Below are 19,210 nucleotides of genomic sequence, written 5' to 3' on the forward strand. Positions count from 1 at the left end.
GACGCTCTGCCGGAAGGGTCTTTTCAATGCATTACGAAATACTGGGACGCACGGATCCCGACGCCCCGACGATTCTGCTCTCCGCGGGATTGGGTGGCGCCGGTCGCTTCTGGGAGCCGCAGCTGGCTTCACTGGAGACGACACACCGGGTCGTGATCTATGACCACCTCGGCACGGGTAAGAGCCCGGCCGAGCTGCCGAGCGGCTACGCGATCGATGACATGGCGCAGGAGGTGCTGGCCTTGCTCGACCGGGTGGACATCGAGCGCGTCGATTTCATGGGGCATGCCCTGGGAGGGTTGGTCGGGCTGCAGATGGCGCTGCTGGCGCCGGCCCAGTTGGATCGGCTGATCGTGATCAACGCCTGGAGTCGTGTCGATGTCCAGAGCGAGCGCTGCTTTCGGGTGCGTCTGGCACTGCTCCAGGACAGTGGGGTCGAAGCTTATCTGCATGCGCAGCCGCTGTTTCTGTATCCCGCCGACTGGCTGTCCGCCAACCACGACAGGCTGCTGATCGAGGAGGCTCATGCCCTCGAACATTTCCCGGGAAAGCAGAACGTGCTGGCCAGAATCGGTGCGCTGTCGGACTTCGACGTCGATGCTCGGCTGGGAGAGATCGACACGCCCACGCTGGTGATTGCCTCGCGGGACGATCTGCTGGTGCCGTACACGCAATCCCGGCGCCTTGCCGAGGCATTGCCCAACGCACGACTGGAAATGTTCGACTATGGCGGGCATGGCCTGACGGTGACCGTTCCGGCGGCGTTCAACGCTTCGGTAGAACGATTCCTGACAACCTGATCACCGCTCGCCGATGACGTGATCGTCATAGTTGAGAGACAGGAGGGAGATTTCATGATGACGTCGTTACGAAAACCTGAATATGCGATGGAAGCACCAAGTACGGTTTCGCCATCGGAGTTCCGCGAAGCAATGTCGCGACTGGCTGCCGCGGTCAACGTGGTAACCACCGATGGACCAGCCGGACGCGCCGGCTTTACGGCATCTGCCGTGTGCAGTGTGACCGATGAACCGCCGACGCTGCTGGTCTGTATCAATCGGCGTGCCTCGGCTTTTCCGGCTTTTGCCGACAACCCCATGCTTTGCGTCAACGTGCTGAGCGCCGATCATCAGCAGGTTTCCAATATCTTTGGCGGGAAGACGCCCATGGCGGAGCGTTTCGCTCAGGCCGAATGGACGACGCACGAGACAGGCGTTCCGGTCTTGGTGAATGCGCTGGCGCATTTCGAATGTCGAATCGGGCAGCGCGTAGCGGTAGGCACCCACGATGTGCTGTTCTGCGAGATCGTGGCGATGTCGACCTGCAACGATAGCCAATGCCTGCTCTATTTCGATCGTCAGTACCATCACTTGCCCCGGCTCACCTCCAACGGCTGAACGGGAAGCAGCATTCCTGACCCTTTGGATAGAGCTTCACGACCTTCCAAGAACTTCTTGGCCCTTTGAGGGGTCACCACGGGATCGGAGACACACAATGACAATATCCGCTTCTCGCATGGTCGAACGTGACGGCAAGATCGAGCTCAGTCTCGGCGACGACGTCCGCGACAGTGCCTTTTTCAATCACGATATTGCGCCGACGACGGCCAGCGAGCGAACCTGGTCGAAATGGAACATCGCCGCGCTCTGGGTCGGACTTTCGATTTGCGTGCCGACCTATACCCTCGGCGGGGTGCTCACTGCCTATTTCGGGCTAAGTGTGGGCGAGGCCTTGGTCGCGATTCTGCTGGCCAATGTGATTCTGTTGATTCCGCTGACGTTGAACGCCTTTCCCGGGACCCGCTACGGCATTCCCTTTCCGGTAGTGTTGCGTTCTTCGTTCGGCATCCGAGGTTCGAATGTCCCTTGCTTGATCCGTGCGCTGGTCGGTTGCGGCTGGTTCGGCATTCAGACGATGTTCGGCGGTTTGGCCATTCATCTGCTGCTATCCGCGATCGTGCCGCCGTGGCAATCGCTGGGCGGCTGGGGACAAGTTCTCGGGTTCTTCATCTTCGCGGCGATGAATCTCTGGGTGGTGATTCGCGGTGCGGAGTCGATCAAGTGGCTCGAGACACTGTCGGCGCCGTTGTTGTTGCTCGTCGCCATCGGGTTGATGGTATGGGCGCTGCCGCACGTTTCGCTGAGCGAGTTGATGGCGCAGCCACCGTCGCGACCGGAAGGCGCATCGGTAACGACCTACTTTCTTTCGGGACTCACGGCGATGGTCGGATTCTGGGCAACTCTGTCACTTAACATCCCGGATTTCAGCCGCTTCGCCAAGAGTCAGAAAGATCAGATCGTAGGCCAGGTTATCGGGCTTCCGCTGACCATGTTCTTCTTCGCTGCATTGGGGGTAGTGATGACAGCAGCATCGGCTTCGCTGGTAGGGGAGACCGTCTCCGATCCAGTCACGTTGATTGGTCATATCGATAGCCCAGTCTGGGTGTCGATCGCCATGGTGTTGATCGTGATCGCCACGATCTCGACTAATACGGCGGGTAATATCGTTTCGCCGACCAATGATTTCCAGAACATCGCCCCCAAGTTGATCAATCGCACGGGCGGCGTGCTGTTGACCGGATTGGTCGGTACCTTGCTGATGGGGTATGACCTGCTGCAGAAGGCGGGGGTGATCGTCTCCGACGTGACGCTTGAGAGTCTCTATTCCAACTGGCTGCTGGGTTACTCGAGCCTGCTGGGGCCGATCGCCGGGATCATGGCGGTGGACTACTTTCTGATCAAGCGTCAGCGTCTGGATGTGGTCGCGCTCTACCGCGATGACGGCCGCTACCCGGCAATCAACATGGCCGGTTTCATCGCCTTCGGCGTACCGGTGGTGCTGACGCTGATGTCGTTGACCACGGGGCTGTGGCAGTGGTTCTACGACTATGGCTGGTTTACTGGCTCGCTGTTGGGCGCAGTAGTCTATTACATCGCCGGCAAGGCGCTGGATCATTCGCGCGATGCGCCTTATGACATCCACACGGCGGACTCTGCCAGGGTTGGTTAGAGAGGCTGAGTTGAATATGCTGGCTGATCGAAACGAAAAAAGGCCACCCATTCGGGTGGCCATCAACGCTGGACACACCCTTTTAGCGAGATTGCCCGGAGACCGGCGCGCCTGCAATCGGGACAAATCGGCGCGATGAATTGCGGGCAATCTTAGAGTCAGTCGGCGAGGGCGTCAATTTCCTGGCGGACAGCGGCGGCGTGCTAGAATTCCCGCTCTTGTGGGTCGTCGAGGCGTCTGCCGTTGGCGGCTCGTCATCCGCTTCAGGCGAGGGAGAGGTTCATGTTTACCGGGATCGTGCAGGATGTGGGGACCGTGGTGGCGATCGAGGAACGTGAGCAGTTGCGCACGCACGTGGTATCGATGGCGCCAGCGATGCGCGAGGGTCTGACGCTGGGCGCATCGGTATCTCACAACGGCTGCTGCCTGACGGTGACATCCATCGATGGCGACAATGTCAGTTTCGATCTGATGCGGGAAACCCTGCGCCTGACCAACCTGGGTGACCTCGCCACGGGGGACCGGGTCAATCTCGAACGGGCGGCACGTTTCGGCGACGAGATCGGCGGTCATTCCATGTCCGGCCATATCATGGGAATGGCCAGGCTGGTGGAGATCGACGAGGCGCCCAACAACCGTCGGCTGTGGTTCGAGCTGCCGGCGGCGCTGGCGCGATTCGTGTTCGACAAGGGCTATATCGGCATCGATGGCATCAGCCTGACGATCGGGGAGGTGGAAGCCGAGCGCTTCTGCGTCAACCTGATTCCCGAAACGCTGGCCAGGACGACGATCGGCGAGCGTCTGCCGGGGGATCGGGTCAACATCGAGATCGATCCGCAGACCCAGGCCATCGTCGAAACGGTGGAGCGCGTGCTGGTCTCGCGCGATCGATCGGCTGGCGGGGCGTGACGATAATCGCGGTCGTCGCGACAGGTCGCGCCCTGGCGTTGGCTTGGGTAACATAGGCGCCTTTGCGCCAGGATCAATCGTTTTGCGATTTATCGTTCTTCGGTGCGCCGTGTTCGGTCAATGGAGTTTCTTCGATGAGCAGCAGTATCTACGGCGACTATATCAAGTCGGTCATCCGCACAGTGCCCGATTGGCCTCAGCCCGGCGTCAATTTTCGTGATATCACGCCGCTGCTTCAGAACAGTGCCGCGTTTCGCAAGCTGATCGACAGCTTCGTGCATCGCTATCAGGAGCTCGAGGTCGATGCCATTGCGGCGATCGACGCGCGCGGGTTCATCGTCGGTGCGCCGCTGGCCTACGAGCTGGGCTGCAGCTTCGTGCCGGTGCGCAAGAAGGGCAAGCTGCCGTTTCGAACCATCAGCGAGACGTACACGCTGGAGTATGGCGAATCGACGGTCGAGCTCCATGCCGATGCGTTCCGCGAGCGTGATCGTATCGTGCTGATCGACGACATCATCGCCACTGGCGGCACCATGCTGGCAGCCGCGTCGCTGATCCAGCGCAGCGGTGGCCATGTCGTCGAGACGGCAACCATCCTCGATCTGCCGGAACTGGGTGGCTCGGCCAAGATTCGTGAGGCCGGCTATAGCGTCTTCGCGGTTTGCAGTTTTACCGAAGACGAATGATTCCTGCCGCCGCCATCGCCCGATGGTGGCCCGATCAACAGGTTGGACCTGCCATGACCGTCAATCGCTATCAGCACCATTTCACCGTTTCCTGGGATCAGATCCATCGCGATGTCCGGGCGCTCTGTCATCAGCTCGTCGAGCGAAACTTCCAGGGCATCGTCGCGATTACGCGCGGCGGCTTGATTCCGGCAGCATTGATCGCCCGCGAGCTCAATATCCGTCTCATCGATACCGTCTGCATCAAGAGCTACGACGAACAGTCCCAGGGCAAGCTGGACGTCATGAAAGGCGTCGACCACGATGGCGACGGCTGGCTGCTGGTCGATGACCTGGTGGATACCGGCAAGACCGCCCGGGCCGTGCGCGAGATGCTGCCCAAGGCGCATTTCGTTACCGTCTACGCCAAGCCGGAAGGGCGGCCGCTGGTCGACCAGTACCTGACCGAAGTGGCCCAGGACTGCTGGATTCAGTTCCCATGGGATCTGGGGCATGCCTACGTCGAGCCTCTGGTGGATCAGGTGCGTTCGCCAAAACCCTGACCGATGCGGAGCGAGTCGATGCCTCAATCCCCGTTACCCGATAGCTGGAACGCTCATCTCGGCGAGGAATTCAGTGCGCCTTACATGCAGGCGCTGCGCGCCTTTCTCGCCGAGGAAAAGGCGGCCCACAAGGTCATCTATCCTCATTCTTCCAACTGGTTTCGCGCTTTCGAGTTGACGCCGCTGGAACAGGTCAAGGTGGTGATACTGGGACAGGATCCCTACCACGGGCCCAACCAGGCTCATGGGCTCTGCTTTTCGGTACGTCCGGGCGTGCCGACGCCGCCCTCGCTGCAGAACATCTACAAGGAGTTGGCAACGGATGTCGGCACGAGTCCGGTCAATCACGGCTTCCTCGAAAGTTGGGCTAGCCAGGGCGTGATGCTGCTGAACAGCGTGTTGACGGTGGAGCAGGGCAATGCCGGCTCCCATCGCAATCGCGGCTGGGAGACCTTCACGGATCGTGCCATTCAGGTCATCAACGAACACTGCAGCGGCGTGGTGTTCCTGCTTTGGGGCAGTTATGCCCAGAAGAAGGCGAGCTTCGTCGATCGTGGCAAGCATCTGGTGCTGCATGCCCCGCACCCTTCGCCGCTGTCGGCGCATCGTGGATTCTTCGGCACGCGCCACTTCTCGCAAGCCAACGCCTTTCTTCAGGAACGCGGCGCGGCGCCCGTCGACTGGCAATTGCCCGTCAGCGTCGCCTGACCCCCGGCTCGTCGCGTACAATACCGGCGTTTCCTCCATTTAGACGAAGGCGCCATCATGAGTGTGCATCCCATCTCCCACCCCCTGGTCAAACACAAGCTCGGACTGATGCGGGCGGCCGACATCAGCACCAAGAGCTTCCGTGAGCTGGCTTGCGAAGTGGCGAAGTTGCTGACCTACGAGGCGACTCAGAACCTGGAGGTGGAACCGGCGACCATCGAGGGATGGAATGGTTCGCCGATCGATGTCGAACAGATCAAGGGCAAGAAGGTCACCATCGTTCCCATCCTGCGTGCCGGGCTGGGGATGCTCGATGGCGTGACCGATCTCATTCCCAGTGCGCGTATCAGCGTCGTGGGGCTCTATCGTAACGAAGAGACGCTGGAGCCGGTTCCCTATTTCGAGAAGTTCGTGAGCGACCTGGACGAACGTCTGGCGATCGTGATCGACCCGATGCTGGCCACCGGAGGATCGATGGTGGCCACGCTGGACATGCTCAAGGAGCGCGGCTGTCAGCAGATCAAGGTAATCGTGCTGGTCGCCGCCCCGGAGGGGATCGAGCGGGTGCAGAAGGCGTATCCCGATATCGAGATCTACACCGCGTCCGTCGACGAGCGTCTCGACGAGAACGGCTATATCGTCCCTGGGCTGGGTGATGCCGGCGACAAGATCTTCGGTACGCGGTGATCGAGCGTGCCGAGGTCACGGGAGTGCTGCTCGCGGGAGGGCGCGGGCAGCGCATGGGAGGCGTCGACAAGGGCTGGCTGAGCCTCGGAGGCATTCCACTGGTTCAGCATGCGTTACAGCGCCTCTCGCCGCAGGTCGGTCAGATCGTCATCAGTGCCAACCGTCACGTGGATCGCTATCGGCATCTGGGCTACCCTGTGGTTTCCGATCCGATGCCCGACTATCCGGGACCCTTGGCCGGCGTGCTGGGTGCCCTGCAGGTGGTTTCCACGCCCTGGGTACTGCTGGCGCCCGTAGACATGCCCTGGCTACCGGCCGACATGTTGAGCCGCCTTGCGGACGGGATCGGCGAGGCGGATATCGCGGTCGCTCATGATGGCGAGCGGCTGCAGCCCCTGATCGTACTGATGCGCAGCTCGCTACGAGAGGATCTGTCGCAATGGCTGGAGGCGGGCGGCGGCAAGGTCGTCGCCTGGTATGATCGGCATCGCTGGTGCCAGGTCGACTTTTCGGCCCACCGCGCACGGTTGGCCAATCTCAACACCCCGCAGCAGCATGCCTGGGCGGAGCAGCACGAGGCTCACGTGAACGCGTCGCAGGGCAGCCATGATGGATAGCGGCGTCGAAGGGCTCGAATGCGATATTCCCTTGCTGGGTATCGCCGCCTGGAGTGGCACCGGCAAGACGACACTGCTGGAAGCCTTGCTGCCGCGACTGCGCGAACGGGGCTGGCCGACTGCCGTCATCAAGCATGCCCACCACGAATTCGATGTCGATAAGCCCGGCAAGGATAGCCATCGTCTGCGCGAGGCGGGAGCCGCGCCGATGGTGGTGGCGTCCGGCAGCCGTTTTGCGCTGATGATGGAAACGCCCGGTCGACAAGAGCCCGATCTGCCGCTGTTGGTAGCGCAGGTTGCGGCCCTGAAGCCAGCGTTGATTCTGGTCGAGGGCTTCAAGACCTGGCCTATCCCCAAGCTTGAGCTGTATCGCGGTGACCACGACCGGCCGCTGGCTGCCGGCACCGATCCCTGGGTTCGGGCGCTGGCCTGCAAGCCGGAGGAGATGCCTTCCGAGATTCTCGATCGGTTGCCGGCGGGGATGGCATATCTGGATCTGGATGATCACGATGGCATTCTTGACTGGATCGTCGATTGGGCAGCGGGGCAGCGCAGCGCAAAGCGCTGAATGGCAACGGTGCAAATTGCTGAAACCCTGGAATGTCCCCGAATCTTGCCCGATGAATGACAGGCGTCGTTACGCCATCCACACTACACTCAACGTTTGATCCAATGACTGGAAAGCGAGGCGAATTCAGCATGACGCTCACGCATCTCAACGCGCGTGGTGAAGCGCACATGGTCGATGTCGCCGACAAGCAGGAGACGCGGCGGGAGGCCCGGGCCCATGGCAGCGTTCGAATGCAGGCAGCGACCTTGGCGCTGTTGTCCGAGGGCGGGTTGCCCAAGGGCGATGTTCTGGCCACGGCGAGAATCGCCGGCATCCAGGCGGCCAAGCGGACCCATGAACTGATACCGCTCTGTCACGCCTTGGCACTGTCGAAGGTCACCATCGAATTTACGCTGGATGCGGCCGAGAACTGCGTCCATGTCGAGGCATTCTGTCGGCTCAATGGGCGCACTGGCGTCGAGATGGAAGCGCTGACGGCGGTCTCGGTGGCGTGCCTGACGCTCTATGATATGTGCAAGGCAGTCGACAAGGGCATGACCATCGATGGCGTACGTCTGGAAGAAAAGCGCGGCGGACGTTCGGGGAACTGGTCGCGGGAGCCAATGCCCGAGCTGGCTTCGGTGACGAGTCGTGATCCGTCGGCGAAAGCGGAAAAGTTGGCGGAAGCGGAAGTGCCGGCTGCAATATCGCCGGCGAGTGGAGTGAAGATTCAGTTTCTGGCGGAACTGCGCGAGCGCTTCGAGACTACCGAGTGTGTTCTGGAATGGGGCCGGCTTCCTTCCCATGACATCGCCGGCGTCAAGCTGGCATTGATCGATCAGGATCCGAAGTACAAGGCGTTGCTGAATCAGCGTGTCCTGTGCGCGCGCAACGAAGCCATGAGTCAGAACGAAGCCGCGGTTGCGCCGGGTGACGAGATCGCGTTCTTTCCTCCGGTTACCGGCGGCTGAGCGAGAAGGAATCGCCATGAAGATTGCCATCAACGTACAGGAAGGCGCTTTCGACACCGAGCGGGAACAAGCGCGTCTGACGGAAGGGCGTTCCGATATCGGTGCCATCGTCAGCTTTACCGGATGGGTCAGGGACTTCAACGAACGACCGGATGTCTCCGCGCTGACGCTGGAGCATTTTCCCGGCATGACGGAAAAGGCGCTGCACGAAATTGCCCGGGAAGCTGGCGAGCGCTGGGCGCTCCAGGGCGTTACCATCATTCATCGTGTCGGGCGTCTCGAGCCAGGGGATGCCATCGTGCTGGTCATGACCGCCAGTGCGCACCGCAGTGCGGCGTTCGAGGCGTGTGATTTCATCATGGATTATCTGAAAACACGGGCCCCTTTCTGGAAAAAGGAGCATACCGATAGCGGCTCTTATTGGGTGTCCGAACGGCAAAGCGACCGCGAAGCCGCGAGTCGCTGGGAGCATTCATGACCGTTTTGATAGACAAGTTCTCGCGCCAGGTTCGCTATGTCCGAATCTCGGTGACGGATCGGTGTGATTTTCGCTGTGTCTACTGCATGAGCGAAGAGATGACCTTCCTGCCTCGGACACAGGTTCTGTCGCTGGAGGAGCTGTCGCAGGTGGCGCGAGCCTTCACGGAGCTGGGCGTGGAAAAGATTCGCCTGACCGGCGGCGAGCCTCTGGTGCGCAAGGGAATCGATGAGCTGGTAACGGATATCGGCGCACTGCCGGGGTTGAAAGACTTCGCCATGACGACCAATGGTGCCGGGCTGCGTCGTCATGCCCGGGCGTTACGTGAAGGTGGCATGACACGTCTCAACGTCAGTCTGGATTCGCTGGACCCGGAACGTTTCAAGCGGCTGACAAGAACCGGGGATTTGGCCAAGGTCATCGACGGTATCCATGCGGCGCAGGATGCCGGTTTCGAGTGTATCAAGCTCAATGCGGTCATATTGCGCGGTCGCAATGACGACGAGGTTCTCGACCTGGTGGACTTCGCCCGCGAAGAGCAACTGGATATCAGCTTCATCGAGGAAATGCCGCTGGGTGATGTATCGGATCATTCCCGTGGCGAGACTTTCTATTCCAGCGACGACGTTCAGACATCGATCGAGTCTCGCCACGCTCTGATTCCGTCGCCGGAAACGACATTGGGGCCCTCGCGTTACTTCCGGATGCCCGACAGTGACAGCCGGGTGGGTTTCATCTCGCCTCATAGTCATAACTTCTGCAGTACCTGCAATCGGGTTCGCGTGACGGTCGAAGGCCGATTGCTGCTCTGCCTGGGCAACGAGCATTCGGTGGATCTGCGTGACACCTTGCGCCGTTATCCGGGAGAGCTGGAACCCTTGAAGGATCAGATTATCGCAGCCATGGATTTGAAGCCGGAGCGCCATCACTTCTCGACTGATGGTGACGTACAAGTTGTCCGCTTCATGAATATGACCGGCGGTTAATGCACTTTTCTCCCTGCCCCCCCAAAACATTTTCTCGACAAAAGGCACGCGAATAACGCGTGCTTTTCTGATTTAATTTCTTGCCAAAAAGGGCAGTAAGAATATACTTTTATCAAAACAGTCGGTGTAATGCCGTATCGGAATCTAGCAAGGAGAGGACGATGTCCACCGAATCACTGGAACGCATTGCTCGCAACAAGAACGTTGCTCGAGCTGCAGCGCGTCAACTGAGCATGGAGCAGTTGCACAAGCTGTCCGAAGTCATCGGGGAAGTGATCGAACAGAAGCAGCAGGAAGATCATCAACGCCTGCGAGAGGAAGCCGACAAGCAAAAGAAGTTGGCTGAGATCCGCGAGGCGATGAACAATGCCGGATTGTCTATGGATGATCTTGTCGGTGAGCAGCCGCGCAAACGCCGGGGTCGTCCGCCCAAGAATGCCAGCAAGGGCTGATTCCGCGCGTGATGCCATGTCGCGTGGTGTTGCCTGTATGGTCGCACGCGACGTAGCTGCCGACTGAGTGACTCTATCGGGTCTCTAATGTTCGTTTTATATAAAGCGCGTCTGCTGTAAAGCAGGCGCGCTTTTCTGTTTAAGCACATCCGAGGTGCCGGCCAAACTTCTTTCTCTAGGCACCTGACCTGGCTATTTCGAAATACGCTCGTGTTCTTGCGATATATCAAACCAGGTTTACGCCGCTTTCACGGCAGCAGGCGCTAGCGTGAGGATGCCGTGCGCACTTCATACTCCGGCTGAGGGTCGACCGGCATCAATTGAAGGTGAATTTCCGGGAGAACAGGAAGATGGTCATGTAGCCAGTCACGTAGCGGGCCGAAGAGCTGTTGCCGCAGTTGTAGCAGCGTATCCGCCTTGATCGAATCGACACGCTCATCGAGCCAGTCAGCCAGGGCGTCCTCGTCCAGGGGTAGCGATATTTCGCTATCCCACATCAGCCGGCCGATTCGAGTCCAGCCCGTCGCGGTCGGTAGCACGTTCATTGCAATCGACAGCGAATGCGCGTGCTGACGAGCGGAAACCGGATGCATGCGCTCACCGGGACGGGCGCGCGAGGCAATCAGTTGCGGTCGTAGGTGGTGCTGAGCTCTGGGTACCAACGTTTCCGCTTCCAGGGCAAGCACGGCGCCGTTCTTGACCAGTTGGGGGACTTCAATGCCGAGCTCGGACGCCAGTTCGCGATGGGCTTCCTGGTGCGAGGCTTCTCCATGCACCGGCAGCAGCAGTTTTGGCTGTATCCAGCGGTAGAGCTGACGCAGCTCTTCTCGCGCCGGATGTCCCGAGGCGTGAAGGGCAGGATCGGTATGTTCGTCGTGCACGTTGACGCCGAGCCTTTTGAAGCCGGCCTTGAGCCGTTCGATGGGGCGCTCGTTGCCCGGAATGGCCCGGGCCGAGAAGATGACGTCATCGCCCGGTTGCAGGTCCAGGGCGGGGTGCCTGCCCTGGGCCATGCGTGACAATGCCGAACGGGGCTCGCCCTGACTTCCGGTGGCGATGATCAGGACTTCCTCGGGAAGGAGGTAGCCGAGATCGTTCGCCGGCACTCGGGACGGGAAGTCATCCAGATACCCGAGTTGCAGGGCAATCGACACCATGCGTTCCATCGAACGGCCCAGCAGTGCCACTCGCCGCCCGCTGCGTTCCGCAATGCCGCCCAGCGCCTTGATCCGGGCGATATTGCTGGCGAAGCAGCTGACGATGACACGACCGCGACAGTTGCGGATGACCGCCTCCAGCGCGCTTGCGGCTTCCGCTTCGCTGCGCGAGTGGCCTTCCACATCGGCGTTGGTGGAATCCGCCACCACCAGGTCCACCGGAGCCAGCGCCTGGAATTGGGCGGCGGATAGCGGCGGGCCGATGAGCGGGCGCTGGTCCTGCTTCCAGTCGCCGGTATGCAGAATGCGATGGCGCGGCGTGATGATCGAAAGGGCGCAGCTTTCCGGTATCGAATGCGTCACCGGTAAAAAGGTGACTGCGAAAGGGCCGGTCGTCACGCTGGCGCCGGGCTGGATAGGCTTGAGTGCATCGGTCTTGAGCCCCTGCTCGATGAACTTGGCTCGCAGCAGCTCGATGGCCAGCGGGGTGGCGTAGACGGGGCAGTTCCAGCGTGGCCAGATCCAGGCGAGGGCGCCAAGGTGGTCTTCGTGGCCGTGGGTAATGTAGACGGCAGAGGGCACCATCGCCTGGGCTGCCAGATGCTCGACATCGGGAATCTGCAAAGGCTGATCCGGCAGATCCTGACGAATCATCATGCCGCAGTCGACGGCTATCCAGTCGTTTTCGTAACCATAGAGCGACAGATTCATGCCGATCTCACCGCAGCCACCCAGAGGGTGGAACAGCAGTGGTGGGTAAATGCGGGGGCGGATCTGCGCGCGCGGACGAAACATCGGCATCCTTAAAGGGTGAAATCTGGCTTCACTATAAGTCATGCGTCTCGGCCCGCTCAAACGCATCGACGCTGGCTGGCGCTCGGCATTGGGGTACAATGCCGCTCTCGTTGACGTGGCAGGCCATGCTAGGGCGCTCTGAGCTTGGTCCATTGCGCCGAACTAAGCTTCAGGGCGTTTCCGAACCAGAGCGTGTTTTCGAGTCAACGCGTATTTTCGAATCAAGGCTTGTTTCCGAGCCAACGCGTAGTTTCGATTCAAAGCGTATTTGTAAAGAGTATTTCCGAGAGCCATGTCGCACAATTACCGTTTGATCGTTTCCTGTCCCGATCGCGTGGGTATCGTTTCGCGCGTGTCGGGTTTCATCGCTGCCCAGAATGGCTCGATCATCGAAGCCAATCAGCATTCCGATCTGGATACGGGGCGCTTTTTCATGCGTTACGATATCCAGTCCAACGCCTTGAGCGCCGACGCTTTCCGGGCTTCGTTCGCGCCGATTGCCGATGAGTTCGAGATGGACTGGCGGCTGAGCGATTCCGCTCATCGCCCTCGGGTGGTGATCATGGTGTCGCGGGAGTCCCACTGTCTGGTCGATTTGCTCTATCGCTGGTCGGCCGGGGAACTCGACTGTGATATCCTTTGCGTGATCTCCAATCACGAGGACCTGCGGCCGTTGGTGGCGTGGCACGGTATCCCGTTCCATCACGTGCCGGTCGACCCTCGGGACAAGGCTCCTGCCTTCGCCCGCACCGAACGCCTGATCGAGGAGGCCGAAGCCGACAGCGTGGTTCTTGCCCGCTACATGCAGATCCTGCCGCCGGATATCTGCCAACGCTATGCCGGCCGCGTGATCAATATCCATCACAGCTTTCTGCCGTCGTTCGCCGGCGCCAAGCCTTACCATCAGGCGTTCGAACGTGGCGTCAAGCTGATCGGCGCGACCTGCCACTATGTCACCGAAGAGCTCGATGCGGGGCCGATCATCGAGCAGGACATTCAGCGCGTATCGCACTGCCACACGCCGCAGGATCTGGTGCGCCTGGGGCGTGACGTAGAGAAGTCGGTGCTCTCGCGGGGGCTGCGCTGGCACCTGCAGGATCGGGTGCTGATCCACGGCAACAAGACCGTCGTGTTCTCGTGATGCCTATTGCTTGAGGCTCATGGCGACACCGAGCCGGGATCGGTGTCGTCGAACAGCCCGAGCTGGCGCTGGTCCGGTTCCGGCATCAGACGTACCCCGACGCCCAGCAACCGAACCGGCCGCTCTCCCCGACGCCAGGCGCTCTTCAGCAGTTCATGGAACCGTGCGTGGACGATACCGCGAGCGCCTGTCTCCTGCGTCGTGCTGGCAAAGTCATTGAAACGAATCTTGACGAACTGCTTGGCAATGGCCGGGTCGCCGTGCCGTGCCAGGCGGTCGTGGAGCTTCTCGATTAGAGGCTCCAGTGCCTGGTGACAGTCGACGAGACCGGGAAGATCGTGGTCGTAGGTAGTCTCGACACTGACCGATTTGCGTTCGCGGGAGACGTTGACCGGCCGCTCGTCGATGCCGTGGGCCAGCTCATATAGCCTCTGGCCGAACTTGCCGAACTGATCCAGTAGCCGGTCCAGCGGCTGGGTTCGCAGGTCGTGGCAATTGGCGATTCCCATGGCATCGAGTTTGGCGGCCGTCGCCGGGCCGACACCGTGAAGCTTCTTGACGGGGAGATCGGTGATGAAAGACTCCGTTTCCTCCGGCGGGATCACGAACAGGCCATCGGGCTTGTCCCAGTCACTGGCGATCTTGGCGAGAAACTTGTTGGGCGCGGCGCCGACCGACACGACGATTCCCGTTCGTGCGAGTGCCTCTTCCTTGAGCCAGCGGGCCATCCAGGTAGCGCTGCCCTGGAACTGCGTGACCGCCGTGACGTCGAGATAGGCTTCGTCGAGAGAGAGCGGCTCGACCAGCGGCGTCAGCTCGTGGAAGATGGCCTGAATCTGTCGCGAGACTTCGCGATACTTGTTGAAGTCCGGCGATAGCACTTTCAGTTGAGGGCAGAGACGTACCGCCCGTGCCGTGGGCATCGCGGAGTGTATGCCGTACTTCCTGGCCGGATAGTTGCAGGTGGCGACGACACCACGACGATTGGCGCTACCGCCGATCGCCAGGGGGATATCTCTCAGGGCAGGATTGTCACGCATCTCCACGGCAGCATAGAAGCAGTCGCAGTCGGCATGCAGAATCTTGCGCATGAAACCGGAGGCCCGCGCCTCAATGCAGGCCGGAGCCGTTGCCGCCGCGGATGACGCCGACCCCCAACCCCTCGATTTCCAGGTGCTGGTGTTCGAGATCGACTACGATCGGCGCGAAGTCGGCATTCTCGGCGCTCAACGTGACGCGATTGCCTTCGCGCTGGAAGCGTTTGACGGTGACGTCGTCGTCTATCCGGGCGACGACGATCTGGCCGTCGCGTATCTGCTGGGTGCGGTGCACGGCAAGCAGGTCGCCGTCGAAGATGCCGGCATCCTTCATCGAGAGACCGCGTACGCGGAGAAGGTAGTCGGCACTCGGCGAAAAGTAGTCGGCAGGCAATGGGCAGTAGCGATCGATATGCTCGGTGGCGAGAATCGGGCTGCCGGCGGCGACGCTGCCGATGATCGGCAAGCCGGGAGACTGGGGCTGGGACTCCACGGGCTCGGTCTCGTTGCCATTGGCTGGCAGCCGGATACCGCGGGACGTTCCGGGGATCATGCGGATGACGCCTTTTCGGTCCAGCGCCCGCAGGTGTTCCTCGGCAGCGTTGGGAGAGCGAAAGCCCAGGGCCCGAGCGATTTCGGCCCGCGTCGGGGGGTAGCCGAATTCGCTCATCGTCTTGACGATGAAGTCATAGACGTTTTGCTGCCGTGCGGTGAGCGGTCTCGCCATTGGTTTCTCCCCGGCCTGTGCCATCATTGTGATCGTCGATCAGGCGTGTTCATGTATACAGCCTGGAATTGTATCCAGTCATTGCCGGTGAGGGAAGTCCTTCGGCGCTCGAGTCGTCGGCGCTGCGACTTGGGCCCGACCAAATGCTGGATTGTGCCTCTTGTCGCGGAATGATTAGAATCGTAATCGTTCTAAGTTGTTGTTCTTTGGTTGCCGTTCTCTGGCGCGAGGTATGACATGGCCCAACCCGATACCGTTACGCGTATTCTCGATACGGCGGAGGTCCTTTTTGCCGAGAAGGGTTTCGCCGAAACCTCGCTGCGCAACATCACCACGCGGGCCAAGGTCAATCTGGCCGCGGTGAATTACCATTTCGGATCCAAGAAGTCTCTCATCCAGGCAGTGTTTGCCCGCTATCTCGACCCGTTCTCCGAACGCTTGAACGCGGCCCTCGACGAGCTGGAAGCCCGCTATCAGGGCAAGCAGGTACCGCTGGAAGTCCTGCTCGAGCAGCTCGCCATCACGGTTCTGGAGGTGCCCGCCGAGCGCAACAGTCTCAAGGTGTTCATGAAGCTTCTGGGGCTGGCGTATGCGCAGGCCCAGGGCCATCTGCGGCGCTATATCCAGGAGCATTATGGCGAAACGTTTCGCCGCTTCGTGGGGTGCCTGCGTCTGGCAACGCCGGATCTTCCCGATGCCGAAAGGTTCTGGCGCCTGCATTTCATGCTGGGCACCGTGGTCTTTACCTTGTCCGGCCTGGATGCCTTGCGGGATATCGCCGACAGCGAGTATCAGGAGCACATGTCGGTACGGGAACTGATCCGGCATCTCCGTCCCGTGGTGGTTGCCGGCATGCAGGCACCGCTACCCGAGTCGCTGGAGAAGCTCGGTTCGGCCGCCGAGTAGGCCAATGGGCCCCAGTAGCGGGCTGCCTCTGTCATGCATCCCCCGTGTCGTCTAGAATCGGGCGCTCAATGGTCTCAGGTGTTTGCTATGACTCAACCTCTCGGTCCGGTCATGCTGGATGTCGAAGGCACTCGGCTACGTGATGAAGAGCGGCAGTTGATCTCTCGTGCAGAGGTTGGCGGCGTACTGTTGTTTGCTCGAAATACACCGGACGTTGCCACTACCCAACGGCTGATCGGCCAGATCCGCGAATGTCGTCCCGATATCCTGGTTGCCATCGATCAGGAAGGTGGCCGGGTGCAGCGTTTGAAGGACGGGGTGACACAAATCCCGTCCATGGCCACGCTGGGGCGGCAATTCGCCGAGTCTCCCGAAGCGGCGCTGACGCTGACGCAGGATACTGGCTGGCTGCTGGGCATGGAGATGGCGGCCTGCGGCTTCGATGTGACCTTTGCCCCGGTTCTGGATCTCGACGACGACCAGTCGCCGGCCATCGGTTCGCGGAGTTTTTCGCCGGATCCCGAGGTAGTGACGGCCTTGGCTGGCGCGTTCATCGAAGGGCTTCACGAGGCAGGGATGGTGGCGATCGGCAAGCATTTTCCCGGCCATGGTGGGGTGCGCCAGGATTCCCACTTCGATGTCGCGGAAGATCCTCGCTCGCTGGCGGAGCTGCGCGATCACGATCTGATTCCTTTTGCCCGGCTGGTCGGCAAGCTGGATGGCATCATGCCGGCACACGTCATCTATTCGGCCTTCGATGATCGGCCGGCCGGGTTCTCGCCCAGCTGGCTCGGCATGCTGCGGGAGGAGCTGGGTTTCAAGGGTGCCATCTTCTCGGATGACCTGACCATGGCCGCGGCGCATGCCGCCGGATCGCCCAGCGAGCGGGCCGAGGCGGCCTGGAGCGCCGGTTGCGACATGGCCGTGATCTGCAACGCGCCCGATGCGGCGCGCGAGGTCGTTGCCGCCTGCGAAGGCCGGCAGGCCCAGCGCATCGCCAAGCTGCGCTATGCGCGCGCGCGTCCCAGCCTCGAATCGCTGGCCGCCATCTCCCGGTGGCGGCGTACCCACGTACGTCTGGAAGCGCTCAGCGAATCCGAATGACGTGCACCGTTTCTCGTTCTTCGGCGGCAGCGCTCGATGGTCTGCCGCCGCTCATTGCATGGTGAATCGTAAACGATGACTCAATCCCCACCGATCGACGCCCTGAGCTCGATGCAGGAAGTCATGGACAGTGCGGACTGTCTGATCGATCAGGCTCAGGTCGAGCGAGCGCTGGACCGCATGGCGGCCGATATCACGCGCGAACTGGGAGACAAGCTGCCGGTTTTCTACTGCGTCATGAACGGTGGTCTGATCACCACCGGGCATTTGCTGACGCGGCTCGGGTTTCCTCTGGAAGTCGATTATCTCCACGCCACGCGCTATCGCGGCGGGATGCGAGGCGGCGAGTTGTTCTGGCGGGTGTCACCGGAAGTGCCCATGGCCGGTCGTCACGTGGTGATCGTCGATGACATCCTCGACGAGGGCGCGACACTGGCGGCGATCCTGGATTACTGTCGGCAAGCTGGCGCGGCGAGCATTTCGACAGCGGTGCTGGTCGACAAGCGTCACGACCGCAAGGCATCGCCCGATCTCAAGGCCGACTATTGTGGCCTGGAAGTCGTCGACCGCTATGTCTTCGGTTTCGGCATGGACTACAAGGGTTACTGGCGTAACGCGCCGGGGATCTTCGCGCCCAAGGGGATGTGACGGCACGCCCGACGCCCGACCCGCTGGCAAATCGCCCGCTCGAGGTGGTCGGGCGGGCGATTTCCCAATCTTCTCTCGTTCCGATTCGGCCCGCTCAACGCGGGCTGAATCGTCTCTGTAGCCCGCTCAACGCGGGCTGAATCGTCTCTGCAGCCCGGTCTCGTTCATCATCCGCGTCGAGATCTCCTCGATCGAAAAGCGCGTGGTATCGATGTAGGGAATGTTGTGGCGCCGATAGAGCGCTTCGGCCTGGCCGATCTCCTGCATGCATTGATCCATCGAGCAGTAACGGCTGTCGGGCCGGCGTTCGGTGCGAATGGCCGATAGCCGGCGAGCATCGATGGTCAGTCCGAACAACTTGTGGCGATGCTGGGCCAACGATGGCGGCAGGTTGAGGATGCCGTTGTCGTCCAGATCGTCTTCCGTGAGCGGATAGTTGGCCGCGCGGATGCCGAACTGCAGCGCCAGGTAGAGTGAAGTCGGCGTCTTGCCGCACCGGGAGACGCCGATCAGGATCACGTCCGCCTCCTGGTACTGGTGCGTACGCGCGCCGTCGTCGTTGTCCAGCGCGAAATTCACCGCCTCGATACGATGCATGTAGACATCGTCGCGGCCGATCGCATGGGTTCGGCCGACGGTGTAGGTCGAATGGGTCTCCAGTTCTTCTTCCAGCGGGGCGAGAAAGGTGGAAAAGATATCGACCTTGAACGCCGATGCCTGGGAGACGATGTCGCGAATCGACTGATCGACGATGGTGTCGATGACGATGGGGCGCATGCCGTCGCGTTCGCCGGTCGCTTCGATGATGCTGACCAGCGAGCGTGCCTTGTCGAGCGTGTCGATGTAGGGCTTGGTGACCTGGATGAAATCCGTATTCTCGAACTGCGAGAGCAAGCTGCGACCGAGCGTTTCTGCGGTAATGCCGGTACCGTCGGAGATGAAGAAAGCGGTGCGGGGCATGGCGTTCATCCGTGTGTGTCGATGGCTCATTGTCGGCCGAAATTCCCTGTTCGGGCAACTCGCTGGCATTCTGGGCGCGGCTTGCCGTGGCTGACTACAGGAATCCTGAAAACCTCGGGATTCTTGTAGAAATACTCCAA

At 60.9% G+C, this 19,210-nt stretch carries 22 protein-coding genes; 18 read left to right on the forward strand and 4 right to left on the reverse strand.

What is annotated here, in order from left to right; translation table 11 throughout:
- Positions 1-26 precede the first annotated feature (26 nt).
- From rutD to ACWHY3_RS08240, 14 genes are all read left to right on the forward strand, one after another.
- Positions 27-800, forward strand: a complete 774-nt coding sequence (rutD, locus tag ACWHY3_RS08175) for a pyrimidine utilization protein D (RefSeq protein ID WP_303854185.1) — start codon at positions 27-29, stop codon at positions 798-800.
- A gap of 132 nt (positions 801-932) precedes the next feature.
- Complete coding sequence (locus ACWHY3_RS08180) at positions 933-1,397, forward strand: flavin reductase (RefSeq protein WP_448127987.1); 465 nt, start codon at positions 933-935, stop codon at positions 1,395-1,397.
- Between the two features lie 97 nt (positions 1,398-1,494).
- Positions 1,495-3,009, forward strand: a complete 1,515-nt coding sequence (locus ACWHY3_RS08185) for an NCS1 family nucleobase:cation symporter-1 (RefSeq protein ID WP_448127988.1) — start codon at positions 1,495-1,497, stop codon at positions 3,007-3,009.
- Positions 3,010-3,291: 282 nt separating this feature from the next.
- On the forward strand, positions 3,292-3,918 hold the full coding sequence (locus tag ACWHY3_RS08190; protein WP_448127989.1) for a riboflavin synthase subunit alpha: 627 nt from the start codon (positions 3,292-3,294) through the stop codon (positions 3,916-3,918).
- A 134-nt stretch (positions 3,919-4,052) separates the two neighbouring features.
- Positions 4,053-4,604 (forward strand): adenine phosphoribosyltransferase, encoded by a 552-nt coding sequence (locus ACWHY3_RS08195; RefSeq protein ID WP_071230149.1) that lies wholly within the window; start codon positions 4,053-4,055, stop codon positions 4,602-4,604.
- A gap of 53 nt (positions 4,605-4,657) precedes the next feature.
- Positions 4,658-5,146, forward strand: coding sequence for a xanthine phosphoribosyltransferase (gene gpt / locus ACWHY3_RS08200; RefSeq protein ID WP_448127990.1), 489 nt, complete (start codon positions 4,658-4,660; stop codon positions 5,144-5,146).
- A gap of 18 nt (positions 5,147-5,164) precedes the next feature.
- Positions 5,165-5,854, forward strand: a complete 690-nt coding sequence (gene ung / locus ACWHY3_RS08205) for a uracil-DNA glycosylase (RefSeq protein ID WP_087718804.1) — start codon at positions 5,165-5,167, stop codon at positions 5,852-5,854.
- A 57-nt stretch (positions 5,855-5,911) separates the two neighbouring features.
- The gene (upp, locus tag ACWHY3_RS08210) at positions 5,912-6,541 is read left to right on the forward strand and encodes a uracil phosphoribosyltransferase (RefSeq protein ID WP_087718805.1); all 630 of its coding nucleotides are present in this window, start codon (positions 5,912-5,914) and stop codon (positions 6,539-6,541) included.
- Positions 6,538-7,158: a molybdenum cofactor guanylyltransferase MobA gene (gene mobA, locus ACWHY3_RS08215; protein ID WP_448127991.1), complete on the forward strand. Its 621-nt coding sequence runs from the start codon at positions 6,538-6,540 to the stop codon at positions 7,156-7,158. Before upp ends, mobA begins: the two co-directional genes overlap by 4 nt.
- Positions 7,151-7,726, forward strand: a complete 576-nt coding sequence (gene mobB / locus ACWHY3_RS08220) for a molybdopterin-guanine dinucleotide biosynthesis protein B (protein ID WP_448127992.1) — start codon at positions 7,151-7,153, stop codon at positions 7,724-7,726. Before mobA ends, mobB begins: the two co-directional genes overlap by 8 nt.
- A gap of 131 nt (positions 7,727-7,857) precedes the next feature.
- Entirely contained in the window at positions 7,858-8,679 is an 822-nt protein-coding gene (gene moaC, locus ACWHY3_RS08225) for a cyclic pyranopterin monophosphate synthase MoaC (RefSeq protein ID WP_448127993.1), read from the forward strand.
- A gap of 16 nt (positions 8,680-8,695) precedes the next feature.
- Positions 8,696-9,157, forward strand: a complete 462-nt coding sequence (gene moaE / locus ACWHY3_RS08230) for a molybdopterin synthase catalytic subunit MoaE (RefSeq protein ID WP_448127994.1) — start codon at positions 8,696-8,698, stop codon at positions 9,155-9,157.
- Positions 9,154-10,143 (forward strand): GTP 3',8-cyclase MoaA, encoded by a 990-nt coding sequence (moaA, locus tag ACWHY3_RS08235; RefSeq protein WP_448127995.1) that lies wholly within the window; start codon positions 9,154-9,156, stop codon positions 10,141-10,143. The genes moaE and moaA overlap by 4 nt, the downstream gene beginning before the upstream one ends.
- A gap of 161 nt (positions 10,144-10,304) precedes the next feature.
- Complete coding sequence (locus ACWHY3_RS08240) at positions 10,305-10,595, forward strand: H-NS family histone-like protein (protein ID WP_087718811.1); 291 nt, start codon at positions 10,305-10,307, stop codon at positions 10,593-10,595.
- 263 nt (positions 10,596-10,858) lie between these two features.
- Here the strand turns inward: ACWHY3_RS08240 and ACWHY3_RS08245 are convergent, their stop codons facing one another.
- Entirely contained in the window at positions 10,859-12,547 is a 1,689-nt protein-coding gene (locus ACWHY3_RS08245) for a ribonuclease J (protein ID WP_448127996.1), read from the reverse strand.
- A gap of 292 nt (positions 12,548-12,839) precedes the next feature.
- Between ACWHY3_RS08245 and purU the strand changes: the two genes are divergently transcribed.
- The gene (gene purU / locus ACWHY3_RS08250) at positions 12,840-13,688 is read left to right on the forward strand and encodes a formyltetrahydrofolate deformylase (protein WP_448127997.1); all 849 of its coding nucleotides are present in this window, start codon (positions 12,840-12,842) and stop codon (positions 13,686-13,688) included.
- A gap of 17 nt (positions 13,689-13,705) precedes the next feature.
- On the opposite strand, the gene dinB is transcribed toward purU, so the two are convergent.
- Together dinB and lexA are read right to left on the reverse strand one after the other, a co-directional pair.
- Positions 13,706-14,779: a DNA polymerase IV gene (gene dinB, locus ACWHY3_RS08255; RefSeq protein WP_087718813.1), complete on the reverse strand. Its 1,074-nt coding sequence runs from the start codon at positions 14,777-14,779 to the stop codon at positions 13,706-13,708.
- A 19-nt stretch (positions 14,780-14,798) separates the two neighbouring features.
- On the reverse strand, positions 14,799-15,452 hold the full coding sequence (lexA, locus tag ACWHY3_RS08260) for a transcriptional repressor LexA (protein ID WP_448127998.1): 654 nt from the start codon (positions 15,450-15,452) through the stop codon (positions 14,799-14,801).
- A gap of 237 nt (positions 15,453-15,689) precedes the next feature.
- Here lexA and ACWHY3_RS08265 point away from each other — a divergent pair, with 237 nt between their 5' ends.
- From ACWHY3_RS08265 to ACWHY3_RS08275, 3 genes are all read left to right on the forward strand, one after another.
- Positions 15,690-16,358, forward strand: coding sequence for a TetR/AcrR family transcriptional regulator (locus ACWHY3_RS08265; RefSeq protein WP_448127999.1), 669 nt, complete (start codon positions 15,690-15,692; stop codon positions 16,356-16,358).
- Positions 16,359-16,445: 87 nt separating this feature from the next.
- Positions 16,446-17,462: a beta-N-acetylhexosaminidase gene (gene nagZ, locus ACWHY3_RS08270; protein ID WP_448128000.1), complete on the forward strand. Its 1,017-nt coding sequence runs from the start codon at positions 16,446-16,448 to the stop codon at positions 17,460-17,462.
- A 75-nt stretch (positions 17,463-17,537) separates the two neighbouring features.
- Positions 17,538-18,110, forward strand: coding sequence for a hypoxanthine-guanine phosphoribosyltransferase (locus tag ACWHY3_RS08275; protein ID WP_071230163.1), 573 nt, complete (start codon positions 17,538-17,540; stop codon positions 18,108-18,110).
- Between the two features lie 126 nt (positions 18,111-18,236).
- Here ACWHY3_RS08275 and ppsR read toward each other — a convergent pair whose 3' ends face one another.
- Positions 18,237-19,070, reverse strand: a complete 834-nt coding sequence (gene ppsR, locus ACWHY3_RS08280) for a posphoenolpyruvate synthetase regulatory kinase/phosphorylase PpsR (protein WP_448128001.1) — start codon at positions 19,068-19,070, stop codon at positions 18,237-18,239.
- Between the last annotated feature and the right edge of the window lie 140 nt (positions 19,071-19,210).

This window comes from Salinicola sp. NYA28a (assembly GCF_976982775.1).